The organism is Sphingopyxis indica (genome assembly GCF_900188185.1).
Taxonomy (GTDB): Bacteria; Pseudomonadota; Alphaproteobacteria; order Sphingomonadales; family Sphingomonadaceae; genus Sphingopyxis; species Sphingopyxis indica.
Genome location: NZ_FZPA01000021.1, coordinates 1 through 18,258, shown reverse-complemented (window position 1 = coordinate 18,258; position 18,258 = coordinate 1). Strand labels below are relative to the sequence as shown.

Sequence of the window (18,258 nt, the reverse complement as noted above, 5' to 3'; positions counted from 1 at the left end):
CGTAGTTCTCATCTTCACCCGGCGCGGCGCACCATTTCCTTCTCATCCGCAGTCTTGCGGGCACCCCGGCCGGGCAGCACCGCGGTTCGGGGGAGGCTGGCGCTATCGCAGCAGCACGGTCAGCAGGCAGGCGATCAGCGCGGCGCCGAGCGCGGCCTTGAGATAGGGCTTGGGGCGCGGAAGGGGTCGGATTGCGGCGGCGAGCGGGATCAGGGCGGCGAGCGTCCAGAACAGCGCCGCCAGCGGCGCGCCGTTGCCCGCGAACAGGCGCACGAGGAAGGTGAGCGCGAGCGCGAGGGGCACGCCCCACAGCACCGCGTCCCACAGGCTGCGCAGCCGCGGTTCGCGAAGGCCGCGCCGTTCGCGCTTGCCGAGCCAGATCGAGGTGCCGGTCGCGACGACGACGGTGAGCGCGAGGCCGAAGACGATATAGGCGAGCTTGACCGGCAGGCCGCCATAATTGCCGAAGTGGAGATTATAGGTCGAGGCCGCGAGCTGCTGCCCGAGGTGGCCGTCGGAAAGGCCGGTGCTGCCTTCGAACCGGCCGTCGGCGGCGAAATTATAGGTTTCGCCATAGATCAGCCGCTGCGGATGTTCGGCGATGATCTGGACGTGCTGGCCGCGCGTTTGCGGATCGTGGACGATGACATAGGTCGGGCGAACCGCAGGATGCTCCGCGGCGATCCAGGCGAGCGGCCCGGCGATGTCGGCGAGCGGCGCGGGCGCCGCGTCGGGGGGGGGCTCATCGCCGAAGATAGGGGCATAGGCCGCCTCGACGTCGCCCTTATAGAAGACGGTGGCGAGGCCGTAGGCGCCGACCGAGCCGAGGCCGATCATCGCGCCGGTGAGCGCGATCGCGAGCGCGAAGGGCAGGCTCCAGACGCTCAGCCGGTTGTGCCAGTCGGCAAGGCCGACGCCCTGATTGTCGCGGGCACGGAGGCGAAAGGCGTCGCGAAAGATGCGCGGGTGCGCGATCACGCCCGACAACGACAGCGCGACGATCATCACGCCCAGAATGCCGACGATCGTCATGCCGACGAGCCCCGGAATGTTGAGCGCATAATGGGCGGCGAGCAGGAATTCGGACCAGGCGTTTTCCTCGGGGCCGGCGATCGTGCCGTCGGCGTTCGCATGGACCGCCTGGCTGTCGGTGGTGATCGTCGTGCGCGGCAGGCCGGGGACCGGCATATGGACATAGAGGTGCGTCGTGCCGGGCTTGCCCTTTTCGCTCGCGAGCACCGCGGCGGCGGCTTTTTGCACCGCGTCGGGCGCGATCGTCAGCATTTCGGGTGCGTCCGGCTGCTCGATGCGCTGCCATTCCTGATAGAGAACGACGACCGTGCCGGTCAGGCAGACGAGATAGAGGAGCGCCGAGGCGATGAGGCCGATCGCGGCGTGCGCGTGGAGCGCGCGCTGGACGGTGGTCTTGGCGATGGGCTGGGTCATGCTGCGCCTCCGATCCAGATCAGGCCCCAGATCAGGCCGAGGCTCGCCGCCGCGGGAAGCGCGAGCCAGACGAATTGCGCGCGGCGGCTTGGCAGCATCAGCAGCACGAAGGCGAGCATTCCCCAGACGAGCGGCAGCAACAGCAGCGCGAGGGCGTTGCTGTCGGCGTCGGCCCAGCCGGCGAGCGCCGCCAGCGCCCGCGCGCCGAGCGCGACGAGCAGCGACGCGATCAGCGCGAGCGGCACGGTGATCGCGAAAGTGGCGAGGCGGCGGCCGATGCGGCGCGGCTCGCCCGCTTCGGGAAGGATATGCGCCTTGCGGTCGGAGGCGCGCGCCTTGCCCGCGCGCGCGGTCGCCGCGGCGTGCGCGAGGAACAGCGCCGCGGTGCCCATCGCGAAGAGCGACACGATCGCGGCGCCCCACGCGCCATTGCCGGCGATACCGAGCGCGGCCGCGACGAGCAGCAGCGCCCACGCCGCGCCATTCTGCGCCGCCGACCGCCTCGGCAGGCCCCAGGCGCGGCGGAGCAGCAGGATCGCCGCGACCGCCGCCGCCGACCCGAACCAGACGAGGGGCGAGGCGGTGCTCACCGGAAGCGGTAGCCGACGGTCGCCATCACGTTGCGCGGCGCGCCCATGAAGCAGTCGCCGCGCGCGAGGCAGGAGGCGTAATAGTCGTTGCCGAAGAGGTTGGTCGCGTTGACGGCGAAGCGCCAGTCGTCCCAGCTGATCTCGGCGAGTGCGTCGACCGTTGTGTTGCTCGGCGTCGTGATGTTCCACGCCGGACCGTCCGACCGGCGCTTGCCGTTATACACAACGCCGGCGCCGAGGCGCAGCTGTGCCTCACCCGGCAGGCCGAAACTTTTGGTCGACCAGATCGAGGCGATGTGGCGCGGCAGATAGTCGAGATCGGTGTTCGTCTCCGACTTGAGCTTGTTATAGCCATAGTTGACCAGCAGCTCGAAATTGCCGGGCAGCGTGTGGCTCGCCTCGAACTCGATGCCCTTGGTCGTGAGCTCGCCCGACTGGGTGGTCGAGCTGCCCTCGCCATAGAGAACGCGGTTGCGTTCCTTGATGTGGAAGGCGGTGATCGTGACCAGCGTGCCCGGATCGGGCTGCCACTTGATGCCCGCTTCGAACTGCTTGCCGGTCTGCGGCTTGAAGGGGTCGCCAATGGTGCCGTCGACATCGGTCAGCGAGCCGGCGATCGGCAGGAAGCTTTCGGTGTAGCTGAAGAAGGGCGACAGCCCCGCGCCGATCTCGCCGATGATGCCGGCGCGGAAGGTGGTCGCATTGTCCTTCTGTCCCGACGAGCCCGTGACCCGGTCGCGCCGCGCGCCGAGCACGACCGAGACGCGGTCGAAGAAGCGGATCTGGTCCTGGACATAGATGCCGAGCTGCTTTTGCGACTCTTCGTCGAAGGGGCCCGACGGATCATAGGTCAGCAGCGCGTCATAGTCGATGTCGTAGAGGTCGATGGTCTCCAGTCCGCCATCATAGCGCTTGCCGACCTTGTTCCAGCTATAGTCGAGGCCGACGAGCAGCTTGTGCTCGATATTGGCGCCGGTGTTGAAGTTGAACTGCAGATTATTGTCGGTCGAAAAGACGTTCATCCGCGCGTCGCTGGCGTCGGCATAGAGGCCGATCGTGCGATGGTCGGGGCCATAGGGATCGGTCGGATTGCTGTAGCTGTTCGTATAATGGGTGAAATATTCGAGGTCGCTGTCGATATAGCGCGCCTTGAGACTGAGCCGCACCGCGTCCGAAAAGTCGTGGGTGACGCTGCCCATCCCTTGCAGCGAACGGCCCGCATAGCGATCCCAGCCGGGCTTGCCGACGAAGGTGAAGCGGTCGAGCGGCCCCGGCGCGCCGGGGTTGGGCTTGAAGGTGCCGACGATCGGCAGGAATTGCGAGGTCGAGCCGCCGTCGTCCTCCTGATAGAGACCGGTCAGCACGACGTCGGTGTCGGGGGTCGGCTGCCAGCGGATCGACGGCGCGAACATCACGCGATCGTCGGGAACATGGTCGACATAGGTGTCGGCGTCGCGCAGCCGGCCGACCCCGCGCACTGCCAGCGTATCCGACACGGCATAGTTGACGTCGGCCAGCAATTCCTTGCGGTCGTAGCTGCCATAGACGGCGCTGACCTCGCCGTGCGTGACGAAATCGGGGGTCTTGGAGACGAGGTTGACGATGCCGCCGATCGAGCCCTGGCCGAAGAGCACCGAGGCGGGGCCGCGGACGATTTCGACGCGCGAGAAATTATAGGGGTCCGACGTGATGCTGGCGTAATAGGAAAAGATGTCGCGCATCCCGTCGCGGAATTGCAGCGCGTCGATGCCGCGCACGTTGAAGCCGTCGACGCGCGTGTCGCGGCCATAGGGGTTGGCGAGGACGCCGGCGGCATATTTCACGGTGTCGCTGATGCTGATCGCGCCCTGCGCCTCATATTGTTCGGCGGTGATGACCTTGACCGGCTGCGGCAGTTCGGTGAGCGCGGTGTCGGTCTTGGTCCCGGCATAGCCGGTGACGACGATCTGGTCCTGAGCCAGTTCGTCGGCCGATGCAGCCTCTTCGGCCAGCGCCTGGCCGCTCGCGAGCGCCGTGCAGAGGAACAAGGTGAAACGCGCGACTCTCATGAAAGACCCCCAATTCGGATAAGCAATGGAGAGGGGCAACTAATGAGAGTCAATCGCATTAGCAACATACTTCCTCGAATTTTTTTCGGTGCGGTCCGCCGGTCGGTTTCCGTGCCCGCCGGCGCCGAGGGCGGTTGCATCGTTCTCGCCGGATATGACTTCGCCGGACCCTCGAAGCGCTCCGCCGCGGCTGCTTCGGGTTTTGGCACGGCCGCGGGAAAGCGCGGCATCGGCGCGGTCGACGATCCGGCCGACGCCTGGGCGCGGCGGTGTCGCCCGCTATGCGCGAAGCGCCCGGGCCGGGCAGGCGGTGCCGCGGAAAGCGGGTCGCAGGCGCCCCGCGGCACCGCCGCCCCCCCGATCGTTCCGGCCGAGGTCCGGATCGCGCTCGAGGAGCTGGCGGCGGCTGCGATCGCGAACCGATCGACGGCGCACAAAGCCCCTCCAAAGGTTCGAAAACGCAATGACCTCCGGCCAGGCGCCTGCTGTCTGAACCCTTTGCAGCGGCATCGCCTATCCGCATTTTCCCGTAGGCGGCGGACGGCGCGATGCTTCGCCGCGGGGCCGGTCAGCCCGCCATCCGCTCCATCGCGTCGCGGTCGTGGATGACGACCGCGCGGCGCGACGGGAGGTCGACGATGCCGTCGGCGCGCAGGCGCGTCAGCTGGCGGCTCGTCGTCTCGATCGTCAGGCCCAGAATGTCGGCGATCTGTTGCCGGCCGAAGGGGAGTTCGAAGCCCGCTTCCTTGCGGTCGAGCCGGGCAAGCCGATCCGACATTTCGAGGAGAAAGGAGGCGACCTTCTGCGAGGCCGATTTGCGCCCCAGCAGCAGCATCCAATAACGGGCGCGATCGAGCTCATCGAGCGTGCGGCGGAGCAGCTTGTGCTGCAGATGCGGGTGCGCCGCGGCAAAGGCGTCGAAGCTGTTGCGGTTATAGATGCATACTTCGGCATCGGTCAGTGCGGTCACCCGATAGGGGCTTTCCTTGCCGAACGGCCGGCCGATGAAATCAGACGGAAAGACCAGCCCGACGATCTGTTCGCGCCCGTCGGCGGCGGCGACGACGAGCTTGAGCACGCCGCCGATCACATTGGCGATCAGCGGGACGTCTTCGCCCTCCCAGATCAGCGTATGGCCCGCCGGCACGCGCTGATGGCGCGCCATCCGGCTGAACGCGGCGAGTTCGTCGCCGTCGAGACTCGCGCAAATCGCGCGGCCGCGCACCGGACAGGACTGGCAATTGCTCATCGGCGTACCCCGGATTGGACAAATATCTGTGGCCTGCTTTTATGCGAGCCGGGCGCCGATGGGAGTAGGGAAGAGTACGTAGCCGGCGCAGCGAGCGGGTCTCCGCCGCGGCTGCCCGCGTGTAAGGAAAATTGCGTAACGACCGCGACGCCGATTGGACGCACGAAAAGGCCGTTGGTCTGCGGCGAGCGAGAGGAGAAAGGATGAGCGCGATCGGCGATGTGCCGCTGCTCGCGGAGCTCGCGCTGTCGCTCGGCCTCGGGCTGCTGATCGGCGTCCAGCGCGGCTGGACGCTGCGCCACGAAGCGGCGGGCAGCCGCTTTGCCGGCATCCGCACCTATGGGCTGCTCGGACTGACCGGCGGCATCGCCGGGGTGATCGAGCCGATCGACCGCCCCGTCGCCGTCCTGCTCCTCGGCGGTGCCGCGCTGCTCATCCTCTTCGGCTATGCGCGCACCGCGCGGACGCGCGGCAGCGTCAGCGGGACGGCGGGCATCGCGGCGCTGATCGCGCTCGCCTGCGGCTATCTTGCGACGCGCGGCGAAGCGCGGATCGCGTCGATCGCCGCGGTGACGACGACGCTGCTCCTCACGCTGCGGCCGCAACTGCATCGCTGGGTCGGCACGCTGACCGAAGCCGAGGTCGGGGCGATCGCGCGCTTCGCCCTGATCGCCGCGGTGATCCTGCCGCTGCTGCCCGACCGCGCGCTCGGCCCCTATGATGCGTGGAATCCCCGGCAGCTCTGGCTCGTCGTCGTGTTCGTTTCGGGCTTTTCCTTCGCCGGCTATATCGCCGGCAAGCGTTTCGGTGCGACGCGCGGAACGCTGGCGATGGCGGCGACCGGTGCGATGGTATCATCGACCGCGGTGACGACCGCGCTCGCGACCCGCCTGCGCGACGAAGCCGAAAATGCGCCCATCCTGATCGCCGGCATCGCGGCCGCGTCGGTCGTGATGCAGCTGCGCGTGATGCTGCTCGTTGCCTTGATCGCGCCGCGCGCGCTCGAGTCGCTGGCGCTGATTGTCGTGCCGGCCCTGCTGGTCAGCCTCGCCGCGACCGGCTGGGCGCTGCTCGCGGCGCGGCGCGGCGACGGCGCGACGGCGGCGCCGGTGGAATTGCGCAATCCGCTCAACTTCGGACCGGCGCTCGGTCTGATCGCGCTGGTGATGGTCATGGCGCTGCTCGTGCGCTGGTTGATGGAGCGCGTCGGCGATACGGCCATCGCGGCGCTGCTCGCGCTGTCGGGAATTGCCGACGTCGATGCGGCGATCATCACGATCGGCGGTCTGCCGGCAGGGGTGCTGGGTGCGCGCGCCGCGGGGATGGCGATCGCCGCGTCGGTACTGGCGAACACCTTGCTCAAGGCGATCATTCCGCCGGCGCTTGCGCGCACGCGCCGCGGCTGGACCGCCGCGCTGCCGCTGATCGCCAGCGCCGCCGCGGGGACATTGGCGGCGGCGCTGCTGCTTTGACGCTCAGCGGTCCGACAGCTTGTTTCGCTGGGGCAGTACGGCAGTCAACAGCGCGGCGAGCGTCGGCGTGCCGAGCTTGCGCATGACGTGCGCGCGATGCACTTCGACGGTGCGGTGGCTGATCCCCAGTTCTTCCCCGATCCGCTTGTTGGTCAGGCCGCGCAGCAGCCCCGCGACGACGTCGCGCTCGCGTTCGGTCAGCGCGTCGATCGAAGGATGAGAGGCGCGGGGGCTCACGGGCGGGCGTTCGACTGACATGCCGTCCTTATTACCGCGCGCGGCGACAGGGTCGCTACGTATTGCTCCCTATGCGCCGAGCCCGGCGGCGAAGGCGAGGCGCAGCGCGTCCGACAGGCTGCGCACCTCGAGCTTCGCCATCAGATTGGCGCGATGCACCTCGACGGTGCGCGGCGAGATGCCGAGGTCATAGGCGATCGTCTTGTTCGGCAGGCCCTGCGCCAGCCCTTCGAGCACTTCGCGCTCGCGCGGGGTGAGCACGCCGAGCACGACATTGGCTTCGGCGGCGCGCCGGGCGGCGCTGCCGGCGGCGCTCATCCGCTCGAAAGCCGCCTCGATCGCACCGAGCAGCACCGCCTTTTCAAAGGGCTTTTCGAGGAAATCGACCGCCCCCGCCTTCATCGCGCGCACTGCGATCGACACGTCGGCGTGGCCGGTGAGGACGATCACGGGCATCGTCACGCCGCGGTCGAGCAGCGCCTGCTGCACTTCGAGCCCGTCCATCTCGGGCATTCGCACGTCGAGCAGGATGCAGCCGTCGGGGGCGTGGCGAACCTCCTTCAGAAAGGCCGCGCCGTGCGGCCAGGTCTGAACGTCATAGCCCGAGGTCTTGAGCATGAACCCCGCCGACCGGCGAATGGCGTCCTCGTCGTCGACGATGTGAACCAGCTTCCTATCCGTCATCGCGCTCTTCCCCGTTCGCGCTCATCAGCGTGAAATGAAATTGGGTGCCGCCGTCGTCGCCCGCCTCCATCCAGATGCGGCCGCCGTTCGCTTCGACGATCGTGCGGCAGATCGACAGGCCCAGCCCCATGCCCCCCGCCTTGGTGCTGACGAAGGCGGTGAACAATCGTCCGGCAAGGTCGGCGGGCACGCCGGCACCGGTATCGGCGACGACCACCCGGACGAAACCCGGCTGGTCGGGGCGGCTCGATACGGTCAGCCGGCGCACCGGGCAATCGCTCATCGCCTCGACCGCATTGCGGATGAGGTTGATCAGCACCTGCTGGATCTGAACCTTGTCGACGAGCACGGGGGAGGCATAGGGGTCGAGGTCGAAGCGCGGCTCGACGCCCTTTTCGCGCGCGCCGATCAGGCCGAGCACCGCCGCCTCGTTGATCAGGACCGGCAGATTCTCGATCGTCTTCTCGACCTCGCCGCGCGCGACGAAATCGCGCAGCCGGCGCACGATATGCCCGGCGCGCAGCGCTTCCCTGGCCGTGTCGTCCAGCGCTTCGCGGATCATCGGCATGTCGTCGGGGTCGGGGTCGGCGAGCATGTCGCGGATCGCCTCGACATAGTTGGCGACCGCGGTGAGCGGCTGGTTGAGCTCGTGCGCGAGCGTCGATGCCATCGTCCCCATCGCGCTGAGACGCGACACATGGATGAGTTCGGATTGCAACGATTCGAGCCGCGCTTCGGTCTGTTGCCTTTCGGTGAGGTCGCGGATGAAGCCCGTGAACAGCGGATGCGCATCGTTCGCCGCCTCGCCGATCGACAATTCCATCGGAAAGGTCGATCCGTCCTTGCGCTGGCCGAACACGACGCGGCCGATCCCGATGATCCGCTTTTCGCCCGTCCGCAGATAGCGCTGGATATAGCCGTCGTGGCGCTCGCGGTCGGGCGAGGGCATCAGGATGCTGACATTGGCGCCGAGCAATTCGGCTTCGTCATAACCGAACAGCCGCTCGGCGGCGGCGCTGAACGACAGGATCAGCCCGCGGTCGTCGATGACGACCATCGCGTCGGGGACGGTCGACAGGATCGAGCGCAAATGGCTTTCCTGCGCGCGCAGCGCATCCTCGGTCGCACGCCGGGCGGTGATGTCGGACACGACCGTCGCAAAGCCGCGCAGCCTGCCGTCGGCGTGGCGCAGCGCGGTGATCGAAACCTCGGCGAGAAATTCGGCCCCATCCTTGCGAACGCGCCAATCCTCGGTAGTGAATTTCCCGCTCTGGCCGGCCTCGGCCAGATCTTTGCCGGGCCGTCCCGCCTCGACGGCATCGGCGGGATAGAAGATCGCGGCGTCGCGCCCGATGACCTGATCCTCGGTCCAGCCGAGCAGCCGCTGCGCACCGCGGTTCCAGATCGACACCCGGCCCGCCGCATCGAGGAGATAGAGCGCATAGCCCTGCGCGCCGTCGATCAGCAGCGCGAGTTCCTCGCTGGCCCCGTCGCCCGCGCCGGGTGCCATGTCGATACGGGCTTTGCCATCGTGCCGGCGCAATCTGCTCTCCCTTGAATGCCGTTCGCATAGCACGGGCGGCGGCACGCCGCTCAAGGGTTTTGGCTAATGCCCCATGTCGGCGGCCGATGCCGTTGCCGCACTCGCTCCGGGCGGGCGGAGCAGGATGACGAGCGGCACCGAAATCAGCGTCACCCACATCATCGCCCAGAAATCGTCGATATAGGCGACCATCGCCGCCTGCTTGTTGATCTCGGCATTGACGATCGCGAGCGCGCCCCCGCCGAGCGTGCCGAACCGGTCGGCAGTCGACGGGTCGATCAGCGGCACCGAACCGCTGGTGATATGCGCGGCGAGGTCGGCGTGGCTGACCTGCGTGTTGGTTCCGAGCAGCGTCGTCACCACCGAAATGCCGACCGACCCGCCGACGCTGCGCAGCAGGTTGAGCAGGCTTGCGCCATCGGTGCGCCACGTCGGGCCGAGCGTTGCAAAGGCCATGGTATTGAGCGGAATGAAGATCAGACCCATGCCGAGCCCCTGGACGAGCCCGCTGACGACCACCGGCCACGCCCCCATCATCAGCGACCAGTGGCTCATCTGCCACAGCGAATAGGCGGCGATGACGAGGCCGCTGCCGACGAGCCAGCGCGCGTCGATCTTGCCGAGCAGCCGCCCCGCGATCGCCATGCTGATGAAAATGCCGATGCCGCGCACCGCGAGCACCCAGCCGGTGTCGATCACCGGCCAGTCGAACAGCCGCTGAAGCATCGGGGGAAGCAGCGCCATCGACGAGAACATGACCACGCCGATCACCACCATGAATCCGAGCGCGGTCAGCAGGTTGCGGTCGGCGAGCATCTTTCGATCGAACAGCGTGTTGCGCCCGGTAAGCAGGTGGATGACGAACATCCACAAACAAGCGACCGACACGCCGCACTCGATCCAGATTTCGATGCTGTCGAACCAGTCCTCCTGTGCGCCGCGGTCGAGCATCAATTGCAGCGAGGCGAGGCCGAGCGCGAGCATCGAAAAGCCGAACAGGTCGAACTTGCGGCTCTTGCGCCCCGTCGCGGGCAGCAGCGCCCACATCAAGGCAAAGGTCGCCGCGCCGACGGGCAGGTTGACGTAAAAGACCCAGCGCCAGTTCGCGCTCTCGGTCAGCCAGCCGCCGATGATCGGCCCCAGGATCGGCCCGACCATGATGCCCATGCCCCAGATCGACATGGCGCGCGCGTGGCGCTCGGGCGGATTGATGTCGAGCATCACCGACTGCGATAATGGGCCGATGAACGCTGCGCTGATTCCCTGGAGGAAGCGGAACAGGACCATTTCCTCGAGATTCTGCGCCGCACCGCACGCCATCGAGGCCAGGATGAAGCCGAACACCGCGCCGAGGAACAGCCTGCGCCGCCCGACGCGGTCGGCGAGCCAGCCAGTGATCGGCATCGCGACCGCGGTCGCGATGATATAGCTGGTCAGCACCCAGTTCACCGTCTCGCTCGTCGCGCCGAGGCTCGACTGCATGTGCGGGATCGCGACGTTGGCGATCGTCGTGTCGAGGATCTGCATCACCGACGCGCCCATCACCGCGACGGTGAGCAGCCCGCGAAACTGGACCTGCTCGTGGAGCGGCCGGTCGTCGCTGACCTGCGTCGCCGCCGGCGCGGCACGGCGGGGGAAGGCGCGGCTCGCCATGACCGCTCCGTTACTTGCAGCCGCCCGAAGTGATCACCTTCACGTCGGTCGACAGCCCCGCGATCATCGCGCGCGAGGGCACTTCGTCGAAGGCGATGCGGACGGGCACGCGCTGCGTGACCTTGACCCAGTTGCCGGTCGCATTCTGTGCCGGCAGGACCGAAAACTCGCTGCCGGTGCCCGCGCCGATCGTCTCGACATGGCCGCGAACCTTCAGCCCCGGATAGGCGTCGAAGGTCATTTCGGCGGGCTGGCCGACGCACATGTCGGCAAGGTCGGTTTCCTTGAAATTGGCCTCGACGCGCGGATGCTCGGTATCGACGAGCGTCACCGCGGGCAGCCCCGCGACCATCATCTGGCCGATCTGGAGCCGGTCCGATTCGGCGACGCGGCCGCCGCTGGGCGCGCGCACTTCGGTGCGGCCGAGATTGACCTCGGCCTGCGCGCGCTGGACCCGCGCGGCTTCGACCTCGGGGTTGGTGCCGCTGCCGCCGGTCGCCAGCCTGGCGCGCGCTTCGGCGGCGTCCGCGCGGGCTTGGCCCAGCCGCGCACGCGCCTGTTCGACCGCATGTTTCGCCGCATCATAATCGGCCTTGGTCGTGAAGCCCTTGGCCATCAGCGCCGCCTGCCGCTCGAAGCGCGACTGAGCGAAGGCGATGTCCTCCTCGGCCGCCTTGATGTCGACGTTGGTCGCCGCAAGGCTGGCGTTCAGATTGCCGACATCGACCCGGGCCGAAGCGATCGCCGCGCTCGCCTGCGCGACGGTCAGCGCATAGGGCTGCGGGTCGATACGAAAGAGCAGCTGACCCTTCTTGACGAGCTCGCCTTCGTCGACCGCGACCTCGGTGATCAGTCCGCCGACTTCGGCCGCGACCGACACCTTGTCCATCTGGACATAGGCGTTGTCGGTCGACACCGATCCGCCGCTGAGCAGCCACCAGGCACCACCCGCGAGCGCCAGCGCCAGCGGCATGCCGAACATCAGCGCGCGGGTGCGCCAGTTCGGCCTGGCTTCGGTTTCGGCGGCCGCGGGCGGTGCCGGCGCGGGCACCGGATCGGCCTTCGGCGCCGCCTTGGGCGGTTTCACCTCTTCGGCGCGCGTCGCGGCACCGGGGCGGGCGGGGGAGAGCTGGTCCATTATATGGCCTCTTTTTCTCGTTCGGATTCGGGGATCGCATCGCGGCGCGACAGGTTGCAGCGGACGCGGCCGACAAGCGCGATCAGCTGGGCGCGCTCGGCATCGCTCAGCCCCTCGGTCGCTTCCTCGGCGAGCGCGTCGGTGGTGCGGCGCATCCCGTCGAGCAGCGCGTCGGCGCGCGGCGTCAGATAGAGCAGCCAGGCGCGGCGGTCGGTCGGATCGGCGCGGCGCTCGACGAGTCCCGCCTCCGCAAGCCGGTCGACCATGCGCGACAGGGTGATCGGCTCGACCTCGATCAGATCGGCGAGCGGACCCTGCCTGATGCCTTGGTGGCGCCTGAGATAGACGAGCAGCCGCCATTGCAGCGCGGTGATCCCGCTGTCGCGGGTGCGCGCGTTGAAGGCGCGGCGGAACAGCCGCGCGGTGTCGTTCAAGAGGAAGCCGATCGTCTCGCTCATGGCGCTGCATATAATAGCAATTGCTACTATAAACAATGCTGCGTCGCAGCAAAATATCCATTGCGGTGGCGATTGCAGCGCGGGTGCTTGAATTGCGGCGCGTTTTCGGCAGGATGGCGCCAATGACCCTGTCCGCCGATCTGTTCTGGTCCTTTCGCTCGCCCTACAGCTATCTGGCGATCGGCCGCTATCGCGCGCTCAGCGCGAGCCACGACATCGCGATCAACCTGCGCCCCGTCTATCCGCTCGCGATCCGCCAGCCCGACTTTTTCGAGCGCAACCATCCCAACTGGCTCAGCTATACGATGCGCGACATGATCCGCGTCGCGCAATTCCACGGCATCCCCTTCGGCCCGCCGCGTCCCGACCCGATCGTGCAGAATGTCATGACGCGCGAGATCGCGGCCGACCAGCCCTATATCTATCGGCTGACCCGGCTCGGCCAGGCGGCGTCGCGCCGCGGCAAGAGCCTCGCCTTTTGCGACGAGGTCGCGCAGCTGATCTGGGGCGGGGCGGAAAACTGGCACCTCGGCGACCATCTCGCGGGCGCCGCGCGGCGGGCTGGGCTCGACCTTGCCGAACTCGATGCCGAAGTCGAGCGCGAGGCCGAGGCGCTCGACACCGAAATCGCATCGAACCAGGTCGCGCTCGAAATCGCCGGCCATTGGGGCGTGCCGACGCTCGTCTTCGACGGCGAGCCTTTCTTCGGTCAGGACCGGATCGAGATGGCGAAGTGGCGCATGGCGCAAAAGGGGCTCAAGCCGCGCTGAGCACGGCGGCTCGGCAGCAATCGGGCACGCCGACCGCCTGTTTTCGGGCAACCGCCTTCAATCGCGGGACAAATGTCTCTAGGCTAGGCCGGTCAACAACCGGGAAATCCTTGCTTCATGTCCATGCGCTTTGCTTTCGCTGCCCTGCTTGCCACTTTCGCCGCGCCTGCCGCGGCGCAATCGACGCCCGATGCCGCGGGCGGGATCGACGCGGATAATCTCGTCCAGACGGTCCGCACGCTCGCCTCCGACCAGTTTCAGGGGCGCGCGCCCGGCACCGCCGGCGAGGATCGCACGATCGGCTATCTGATCGGCCGCCTTCAAGCGCTCGGGCTCGAACCCGGCGGCACCGGCGGCGGCTGGACGCAGGCGGTGCCTTTGCTTCACACGCGGCTCGGCGCGCCCGACACGCTCGCCTTCGAGCGCGGAGGCGCGAAAATGCCGCTGACTTTCGGCACCGACATCTATCTCTCGACGCTTCGCCCGAGCGACCGCGCGGTCGTCGACAAGGCGCCGCTGGTGTTCGTCGGCTATGGCGTGAGCGCGCCCGAACGCGACTGGGACGATTTCAAGGGCGAGGACCTGAAGGGCAAGGTCGCGGTCTTTCTGGTCAACGATCCCGATTTCGCGGCGCAGCCGGGCGAAGCCGTCGCGGGCCGCTTCGGCGGGCGGGCGATGACCTATTATGGCCGCTGGACCTACAAGTTCGAGGAGGCCGCCCGCCGCGGCGCGGTCGCCGCGCTGATCGTTCACGAGACCGAGGCGGCGGGCTATGGCTGGAACGTCGTCGAAAGCCCGGGCGGCGAAAATTACGACATCGTCCGCGCGCCCGGTCAGCTCACCAGCCTGGCATTGCAGGGCTGGATTTCGGGCGCGACGGCCGAAAAGCTCTTCGCGGGCGCAGGGCAGGACCTTGCCCGGCTGCGCGCGGCAGCACGGCGCGCCGATTTCAAACCGGTCGACCTTGGCACGACCTTCGTTGCGGCTATCCCGGTTCGCCACGAAGTCTTGCCGAGCCAGAATGTCCTCGCGAAAATCCCGGGCGCCAAGCGGCCGGACGAAGTGGTGATATATGGCGCGCATTGGGATGCCTATGGCGAAGGGCCGCCCGACGCGCAGGGCCGCATCTATCGCGCCGGCGCGAACGACGACGCGCTCGGCGTTGCCGGATTGCTGGAGATTGCGCGCAATTTCAAGGCGGCGCCGCCGCCCGATCGCAGCATCGTCTTTGCTTTCTGGACCGCCGAGGAACGCGGGCTTCTCGGCTCCGAAGCCTATGCCGCCGCCCCCGTCTATCCGGTCGAAAAGACCGTCGCCAACCTCGACCTCGACATTCTCCAGACCGCGGGGCCGGCGAAGGACGTCATCCTCGTCGGCAAGGGGCAGGGGACGCTCGAGGACGATCTCGCGCGGCTCGCCGCGAAGCAGGGGCGTAGCGTGTCGGAGGAAAGCCTGCCCGAGCGCGGCCTCTTCTTTCGCGCCGACCATTTCAGCCTCGCCAAGCGCGGCGTTCCCGTCCTGCTGATGATGGGAATCGCCGGCGCGTCGGACCTTGTCGAGGGCGGCCGCGAAGCGGGACAGGCGTGGGTCGATGCCTATACCGGCCAATGCTATCATCAGGCGTGCGACGCCTGGAGCCCCGACTGGAACCTGGGCGGCGCGGTGCAGGACATCGCCCTCTTCTACCAGATCGGCGACGAACTCGCGCGCTCGTCGCGCTGGCCCGAATGGAAAGCGGGAAGCGAGTTCAAGGCGATCCGCGACCGGAGCGCTGCGGCGCGAAAATAAGCGCGCTCGCGCTGCGCCGGTCATTGCGCCGGGCGCCGCCGCGCGCGTAAGGAATCAGGCCATGAGCATCGAACCCGATTATTTCGAGGCGCGCGACGGCGTGCGGCTGGCGTGGCGCGAAATGGGCGAGGGGGCGCCGCTGGTGCTGCTTCATGGCCTGTTTTCGAGCGCCGAGGTCAACTGGATCAAGTTCGGGACGGCGGCGCGGATCGCCGAAGCGGGCTACCGCGTCATCATGCCCGACCTGCGCGTCCACGGGTCGAGCGACGCGCCGCACGGGGCGGAGCATTACCCGCCCGATGTGCTCGTCGACGACCTGCAGGACCTGGTCGCGCATCTGGACCTTGCCGATTTCGACCTCGGCGGTTTCTCGCTCGGCGCGCGCACCAGCGTCCGCGCGGTCGTCGCCGGAATGCGGCCGCGGCGGCTGATCCTCGGCGGCATGGGGCTCGCGGGGCTCGCCGGCTGGCAGCGGCGCGGCCGCTTCTTCAAGCGCGCCATCGCCGAATATGACAGCGCGAAGCGCGGCGACGACACCTGGCTGTCGATCCAGTTCATGAAGACGATGAAGGTCGACCGCATCGCGGCCGGCCTTCTGCTCGACAGCTTCACCGACACGCCGCCCGAGGCGCTGGCGGCGCTGACGATGCCGGTGCTCGTCGTGTGCGGCGACAAGGATCAGGACAATGGGTCGGCCGAGGAACTGGTCGCGGCGCTGCCCGATGCGCGGCTCAGGACGATCCCCGGCACGCATATGTCGAGCGTGACCGAGCCCGAGCTCGGCGAGGCGATCGCGGCCTTCCTCACCGCTTGACCCTGTGGCGCGCTCGCGCCAAGCTGGGGTCATCGCGCCGCCGAGAGCGCACCCCACACCCAGAGGACAGCACCCCATGAAAGCCATGATATCGACCGTGTCGCTTGCGATGTCGCTTGCGCTCGCCGCCCCCGCCTTCGCGCAGGACGCACCCGCCGCCGCCAGCCAGCCCGCGGCCGCGCCGACCGCCGCCGATGCCGATGCCTTCGTCGCCGCCGTCGAAAAGGATCTGTTCGACTATAGCGTCGAGGCGAGCCAGGTGAACTGGGTCAACGCGACCTATATCACCGACGACACCGACGCGATGGCGGCGCGGATCAACGCCGTCGGCACCGAAAAATCGGTGCAATATGCGCTCGAAGCCGCGAAATATATGAATGTGCCGGGGCTCAGCGCCGACACGAAGCGCAAGCTCGACATTTTGCGCACCGGCCTCGTCCTTCCCGCACCGACGACGCCGGGCGCGGCGACCGAACTCAACACGATCGCGACCGATCTTCAGTCGCAATATGGCAAGGGCAAGGGCACGCTGGACGGCAAGCCGATCTCGGGCTCGGACATCGAGGCCGAAATGGGCAATCTCGACCATACGCCCGCCGAATATGCCGAAATGTGGGCGAGCTGGCACGACAATGTCGGCGCGCCGATGAAGGATGATTATGCGCGCATGGTCGGCATCGCCAACGAAGGCGCGAAGGAGCTGGGCTTCAGCGATGTCGGCGCGATGTGGCGATCGGGCTATGACATGCCGCCCGAGGAATTCGCCAAGACCACCGAACGGCTGTGGCAGGAAGTGAAGCCGCTCTACATGGCGCTCCACACCTATGTCCGCTGGAAGCTGAACGAGAAATATGGCGATGCGGTGCAGCCGAAGACCGGTCCGATCCGCGCCGACCTGCTCGGCAATATGTGGGCGCAGGAATGGGGCAATATCTATCCGCTCGTCGCGCCCGCGGGATCGGGCGACCTCGGCTATGACATCGGCGACCTTTTGAAGGCGAAGGGCAAGGGGCCGCTCGACATGGTCAGGGCGGGCGAGAATTTCTATTCGTCGCTCGGCTTCGCGCCGCTTCCCGACAGCTTCTGGAAGCGCAGCCTGTTCCTGAAGCCCGCCGACCGCGAGGTCGTGTGCCACGCCTCGGCGTGGGACGTTGACAACAAGGACGACATCCGCATCAAGATGTGCATCAAGGTGAACAGCGACGATTTCGTCACGATTCACCACGAACTCGGCCACAATTATTACCAGCGCGCCTATAACAAGCAGCCCTATCTCTACCTCAACGGCGCCAACGACGGCTTCCACGAGGCGATCGGCGACTTCATCGCGCTCTCGATCACGCCGCAATATCTGGTCGACATCGGGCTGCTCGACAAATCGCAGGTGCCGGGCGCCGACAAGGATATCGGGCTGCTGCTCAGGCAGGCGATGGACAAGGTCGCCTTCCTGCCCTTCGGCCTGCTCGTCGACCGCTGGCGCTGGGGCGTGTTCGACGGCACGATCCAGCCCGCGGACTATAACAAGGCGTGGACCGACCTGCGCCGCCAGTATCAGGGCATCACGCCGCCGGTCGAGCGCCCCGCCGACGCCTTCGATCCGGGCGCCAAATATCATATCCCCGGCAACACGCCCTATTCGCGCTATTTCCTCGCGCGCATCCTGCAGTTCCAATTCTATCAGGCGGCGTGCAAGCAGGCGGGGTGGAAGGGGCCGCTCCACCGCTGTTCCTTCTATGGCAACAAGAAGGTCGGCGCCAATCTGAACGCGATGCTCGAAATGGGGGCGTCGAAACCGTGGCCCGATGCGCTCCAGGCCTTCACCGGCACGCGCGAAATGTCGGGCAAGGCGATGATGGAGTATTTCGCGCCGCTCAAGACATGGCTCGACGAACAGAATAAGGGGCATCCGTCGGGGTGGTAAGCCGCCTTGGGTTTTGACGAAGGGGCCGGGATGTGTTCCCGGCCCCTTTTTTATGGAGCGGCAGCTTCGGGGTGGCCGGTTGCCATCGCCGTCTTTGGTAATCGCGGGCCGGTCCGCCTCGTCGTTTCAAAGTTCAGCAAAGGTCAGCCTTGTGCAGCCGCCGATGGGTGGCGTTCGCCGAACATGCCGCGCCGGCTCCCGCCCGCATCCGCAACCGGGCCGTGACCGTTTTTATCCACACGTCGAAAGAGCCGAGACGAAGGCTGGCACAGCCGGACAATGTAGGACAGCTGTTTTTTGCGAAGGCGGCTTTGGGGTGGGGAACTGACGTTCGCCTGCTCTTTTTCGTCATCCCGGACTTGATCCGGGTGTGGATTCACATTTGAAGTGCAACGGTATGAAGACTTCGGCTGGGGTTTGGAAGCCGAGGCATTTTCTGGGAGTATT

At 67.3% G+C, this 18,258-nt stretch carries 16 protein-coding genes; 5 read left to right on the top strand and 11 right to left on the bottom strand.

Annotation, left to right across the window (positions count from 1 at the left end; all coding sequences use genetic code 11):
* Positions 1–102 precede the first annotated feature (102 nt).
* The 4 genes from CHB69_RS18475 to CHB69_RS18460 form a co-directional block, all read right to left on the bottom strand.
* Complete coding sequence (locus tag CHB69_RS18475; protein ID WP_089217398.1) at positions 103–1,446, bottom strand: PepSY-associated TM helix domain-containing protein; 1,344 nt, start codon at positions 1,444–1,446, stop codon at positions 103–105.
* A complete protein-coding gene (locus CHB69_RS18470; RefSeq protein WP_089217397.1) occupies positions 1,443–2,036 on the bottom strand; it encodes a hypothetical protein in 594 nt (197 codons plus the stop codon). Before CHB69_RS18470 ends, CHB69_RS18475 begins: the two co-directional genes overlap by 4 nt.
* Positions 2,033–4,084 (bottom strand): TonB-dependent siderophore receptor, encoded by a 2,052-nt coding sequence (locus tag CHB69_RS18465; RefSeq protein WP_089217396.1) that lies wholly within the window; start codon positions 4,082–4,084, stop codon positions 2,033–2,035. The genes CHB69_RS18470 and CHB69_RS18465 overlap by 4 nt, the downstream gene beginning before the upstream one ends.
* 568 nt (positions 4,085–4,652) lie before the next feature.
* Positions 4,653–5,333 (bottom strand): Crp/Fnr family transcriptional regulator, encoded by a 681-nt coding sequence (locus CHB69_RS18460; protein WP_089217395.1) that lies wholly within the window; start codon positions 5,331–5,333, stop codon positions 4,653–4,655.
* 203 nt (positions 5,334–5,536) lie between these two features.
* On the opposite strand from CHB69_RS18460, the gene CHB69_RS18455 reads away from it, so the two are divergent.
* On the top strand, positions 5,537–6,805 hold the full coding sequence (locus tag CHB69_RS18455) for an MgtC/SapB family protein (RefSeq protein WP_089217394.1): 1,269 nt from the start codon (positions 5,537–5,539) through the stop codon (positions 6,803–6,805).
* A gap of 3 nt (positions 6,806–6,808) precedes the next feature.
* Here the strand turns inward: CHB69_RS18455 and CHB69_RS18450 are convergent, their stop codons facing one another.
* From CHB69_RS18450 to CHB69_RS18425, 6 genes are all read right to left on the bottom strand, one after another.
* Complete coding sequence (locus CHB69_RS18450) at positions 6,809–7,063, bottom strand: response regulator transcription factor (protein ID WP_089217393.1); 255 nt, start codon at positions 7,061–7,063, stop codon at positions 6,809–6,811.
* Between the two features lie 48 nt (positions 7,064–7,111).
* On the bottom strand, positions 7,112–7,726 hold the full coding sequence (locus tag CHB69_RS18445; RefSeq protein WP_089217392.1) for a response regulator transcription factor: 615 nt from the start codon (positions 7,724–7,726) through the stop codon (positions 7,112–7,114).
* Complete coding sequence (locus CHB69_RS18440) at positions 7,716–9,236, bottom strand: PAS domain-containing sensor histidine kinase (protein ID WP_089217391.1); 1,521 nt, start codon at positions 9,234–9,236, stop codon at positions 7,716–7,718. The genes CHB69_RS18445 and CHB69_RS18440 overlap by 11 nt, the downstream gene beginning before the upstream one ends.
* 96 nt (positions 9,237–9,332) lie before the next feature.
* Positions 9,333–10,922, bottom strand: coding sequence for a DHA2 family efflux MFS transporter permease subunit (locus tag CHB69_RS18435; RefSeq protein ID WP_089217390.1), 1,590 nt, complete (start codon positions 10,920–10,922; stop codon positions 9,333–9,335).
* Between the two features lie 10 nt (positions 10,923–10,932).
* Entirely contained in the window at positions 10,933–12,060 is a 1,128-nt protein-coding gene (locus CHB69_RS18430; RefSeq protein WP_089217389.1) for an HlyD family secretion protein, read from the bottom strand.
* Positions 12,060–12,518, bottom strand: a complete 459-nt coding sequence (locus CHB69_RS18425; RefSeq protein WP_089217388.1) for a MarR family winged helix-turn-helix transcriptional regulator — start codon at positions 12,516–12,518, stop codon at positions 12,060–12,062. The genes CHB69_RS18430 and CHB69_RS18425 overlap by 1 nt, the downstream gene beginning before the upstream one ends.
* 122 nt (positions 12,519–12,640) lie before the next feature.
* Between CHB69_RS18425 and CHB69_RS18420 the strand changes: the two genes are divergently transcribed.
* The 4 genes from CHB69_RS18420 to CHB69_RS18405 all read left to right on the top strand — a co-directional run bounded on the left by CHB69_RS18420 (position 12,641) and on the right by CHB69_RS18405 (position 17,811).
* On the top strand, positions 12,641–13,288 hold the full coding sequence (locus CHB69_RS18420) for a 2-hydroxychromene-2-carboxylate isomerase (RefSeq protein WP_089217428.1): 648 nt from the start codon (positions 12,641–12,643) through the stop codon (positions 13,286–13,288).
* Positions 13,289–13,411: 123 nt separating this feature from the next.
* Positions 13,412–15,076 (top strand): M28 family metallopeptidase, encoded by a 1,665-nt coding sequence (locus CHB69_RS18415; protein WP_089217387.1) that lies wholly within the window; start codon positions 13,412–13,414, stop codon positions 15,074–15,076.
* A gap of 61 nt (positions 15,077–15,137) precedes the next feature.
* Positions 15,138–15,890, top strand: a complete 753-nt coding sequence (locus CHB69_RS18410; RefSeq protein ID WP_089217386.1) for an alpha/beta fold hydrolase — start codon at positions 15,138–15,140, stop codon at positions 15,888–15,890.
* A 76-nt stretch (positions 15,891–15,966) separates the two neighbouring features.
* Positions 15,967–17,811, top strand: a complete 1,845-nt coding sequence (locus CHB69_RS18405) for a M2 family metallopeptidase (protein WP_089217385.1) — start codon at positions 15,967–15,969, stop codon at positions 17,809–17,811.
* 143 nt (positions 17,812–17,954) lie between these two features.
* On the opposite strand, the gene CHB69_RS20425 is transcribed toward CHB69_RS18405, so the two are convergent.
* A partial coding sequence (locus CHB69_RS20425) for a hypothetical protein (RefSeq protein ID WP_212541950.1) occupies positions 17,955–18,258 on the bottom strand: 304 nt, incomplete at its 5' end.

Excerpts from the sequence above, each read along its gene's own strand:
- CHB69_RS18475 (WP_089217398.1), bottom strand. The coding sequence starts at position 1,446 with ATGACCCAGCCCATCGCCAAGACCACCGTCCAGCGCGCGCTCCACGCG.
- CHB69_RS18465 (WP_089217396.1), bottom strand. The coding sequence starts at position 4,084 with ATGAGAGTCGCGCGTTTCACCTTGTTCCTCTGCACGGCGCTCGCGAGC.
- CHB69_RS18405 (WP_089217385.1), top strand. The coding sequence starts at position 15,967 with ATGAAAGCCATGATATCGACCGTGTCGCTTGCGATGTCGCTTGCGCTC.
- CHB69_RS18440 (WP_089217391.1), bottom strand. The coding sequence starts at position 9,236 with ATGGCACCCGGCGCGGGCGACGGGGCCAGCGAGGAACTCGCGCTGCTG.
- CHB69_RS18410 (WP_089217386.1), top strand. The coding sequence starts at position 15,138 with ATGAGCATCGAACCCGATTATTTCGAGGCGCGCGACGGCGTGCGGCTG.
- CHB69_RS18420 (WP_089217428.1), top strand. The coding sequence starts at position 12,641 with ATGACCCTGTCCGCCGATCTGTTCTGGTCCTTTCGCTCGCCCTACAGC.
- CHB69_RS18445 (WP_089217392.1), bottom strand. The coding sequence starts at position 7,726 with ATGACGGATAGGAAGCTGGTTCACATCGTCGACGACGAGGACGCCATT.
- CHB69_RS18455 (WP_089217394.1), top strand. The coding sequence starts at position 5,537 with ATGAGCGCGATCGGCGATGTGCCGCTGCTCGCGGAGCTCGCGCTGTCG.
- CHB69_RS18450 (WP_089217393.1), bottom strand. The coding sequence starts at position 7,063 with ATGTCAGTCGAACGCCCGCCCGTGAGCCCCCGCGCCTCTCATCCTTCG.
- CHB69_RS18435 (WP_089217390.1), bottom strand. The coding sequence starts at position 10,922 with ATGGCGAGCCGCGCCTTCCCCCGCCGTGCCGCGCCGGCGGCGACGCAG.
- CHB69_RS18425 (WP_089217388.1), bottom strand. The coding sequence starts at position 12,518 with ATGAGCGAGACGATCGGCTTCCTCTTGAACGACACCGCGCGGCTGTTC.
- CHB69_RS18430 (WP_089217389.1), bottom strand. The coding sequence starts at position 12,060 with ATGGACCAGCTCTCCCCCGCCCGCCCCGGTGCCGCGACGCGCGCCGAA.
- CHB69_RS18460 (WP_089217395.1), bottom strand. The coding sequence starts at position 5,333 with ATGAGCAATTGCCAGTCCTGTCCGGTGCGCGGCCGCGCGATTTGCGCG.
- CHB69_RS18415 (WP_089217387.1), top strand. The coding sequence starts at position 13,412 with ATGCGCTTTGCTTTCGCTGCCCTGCTTGCCACTTTCGCCGCGCCTGCC.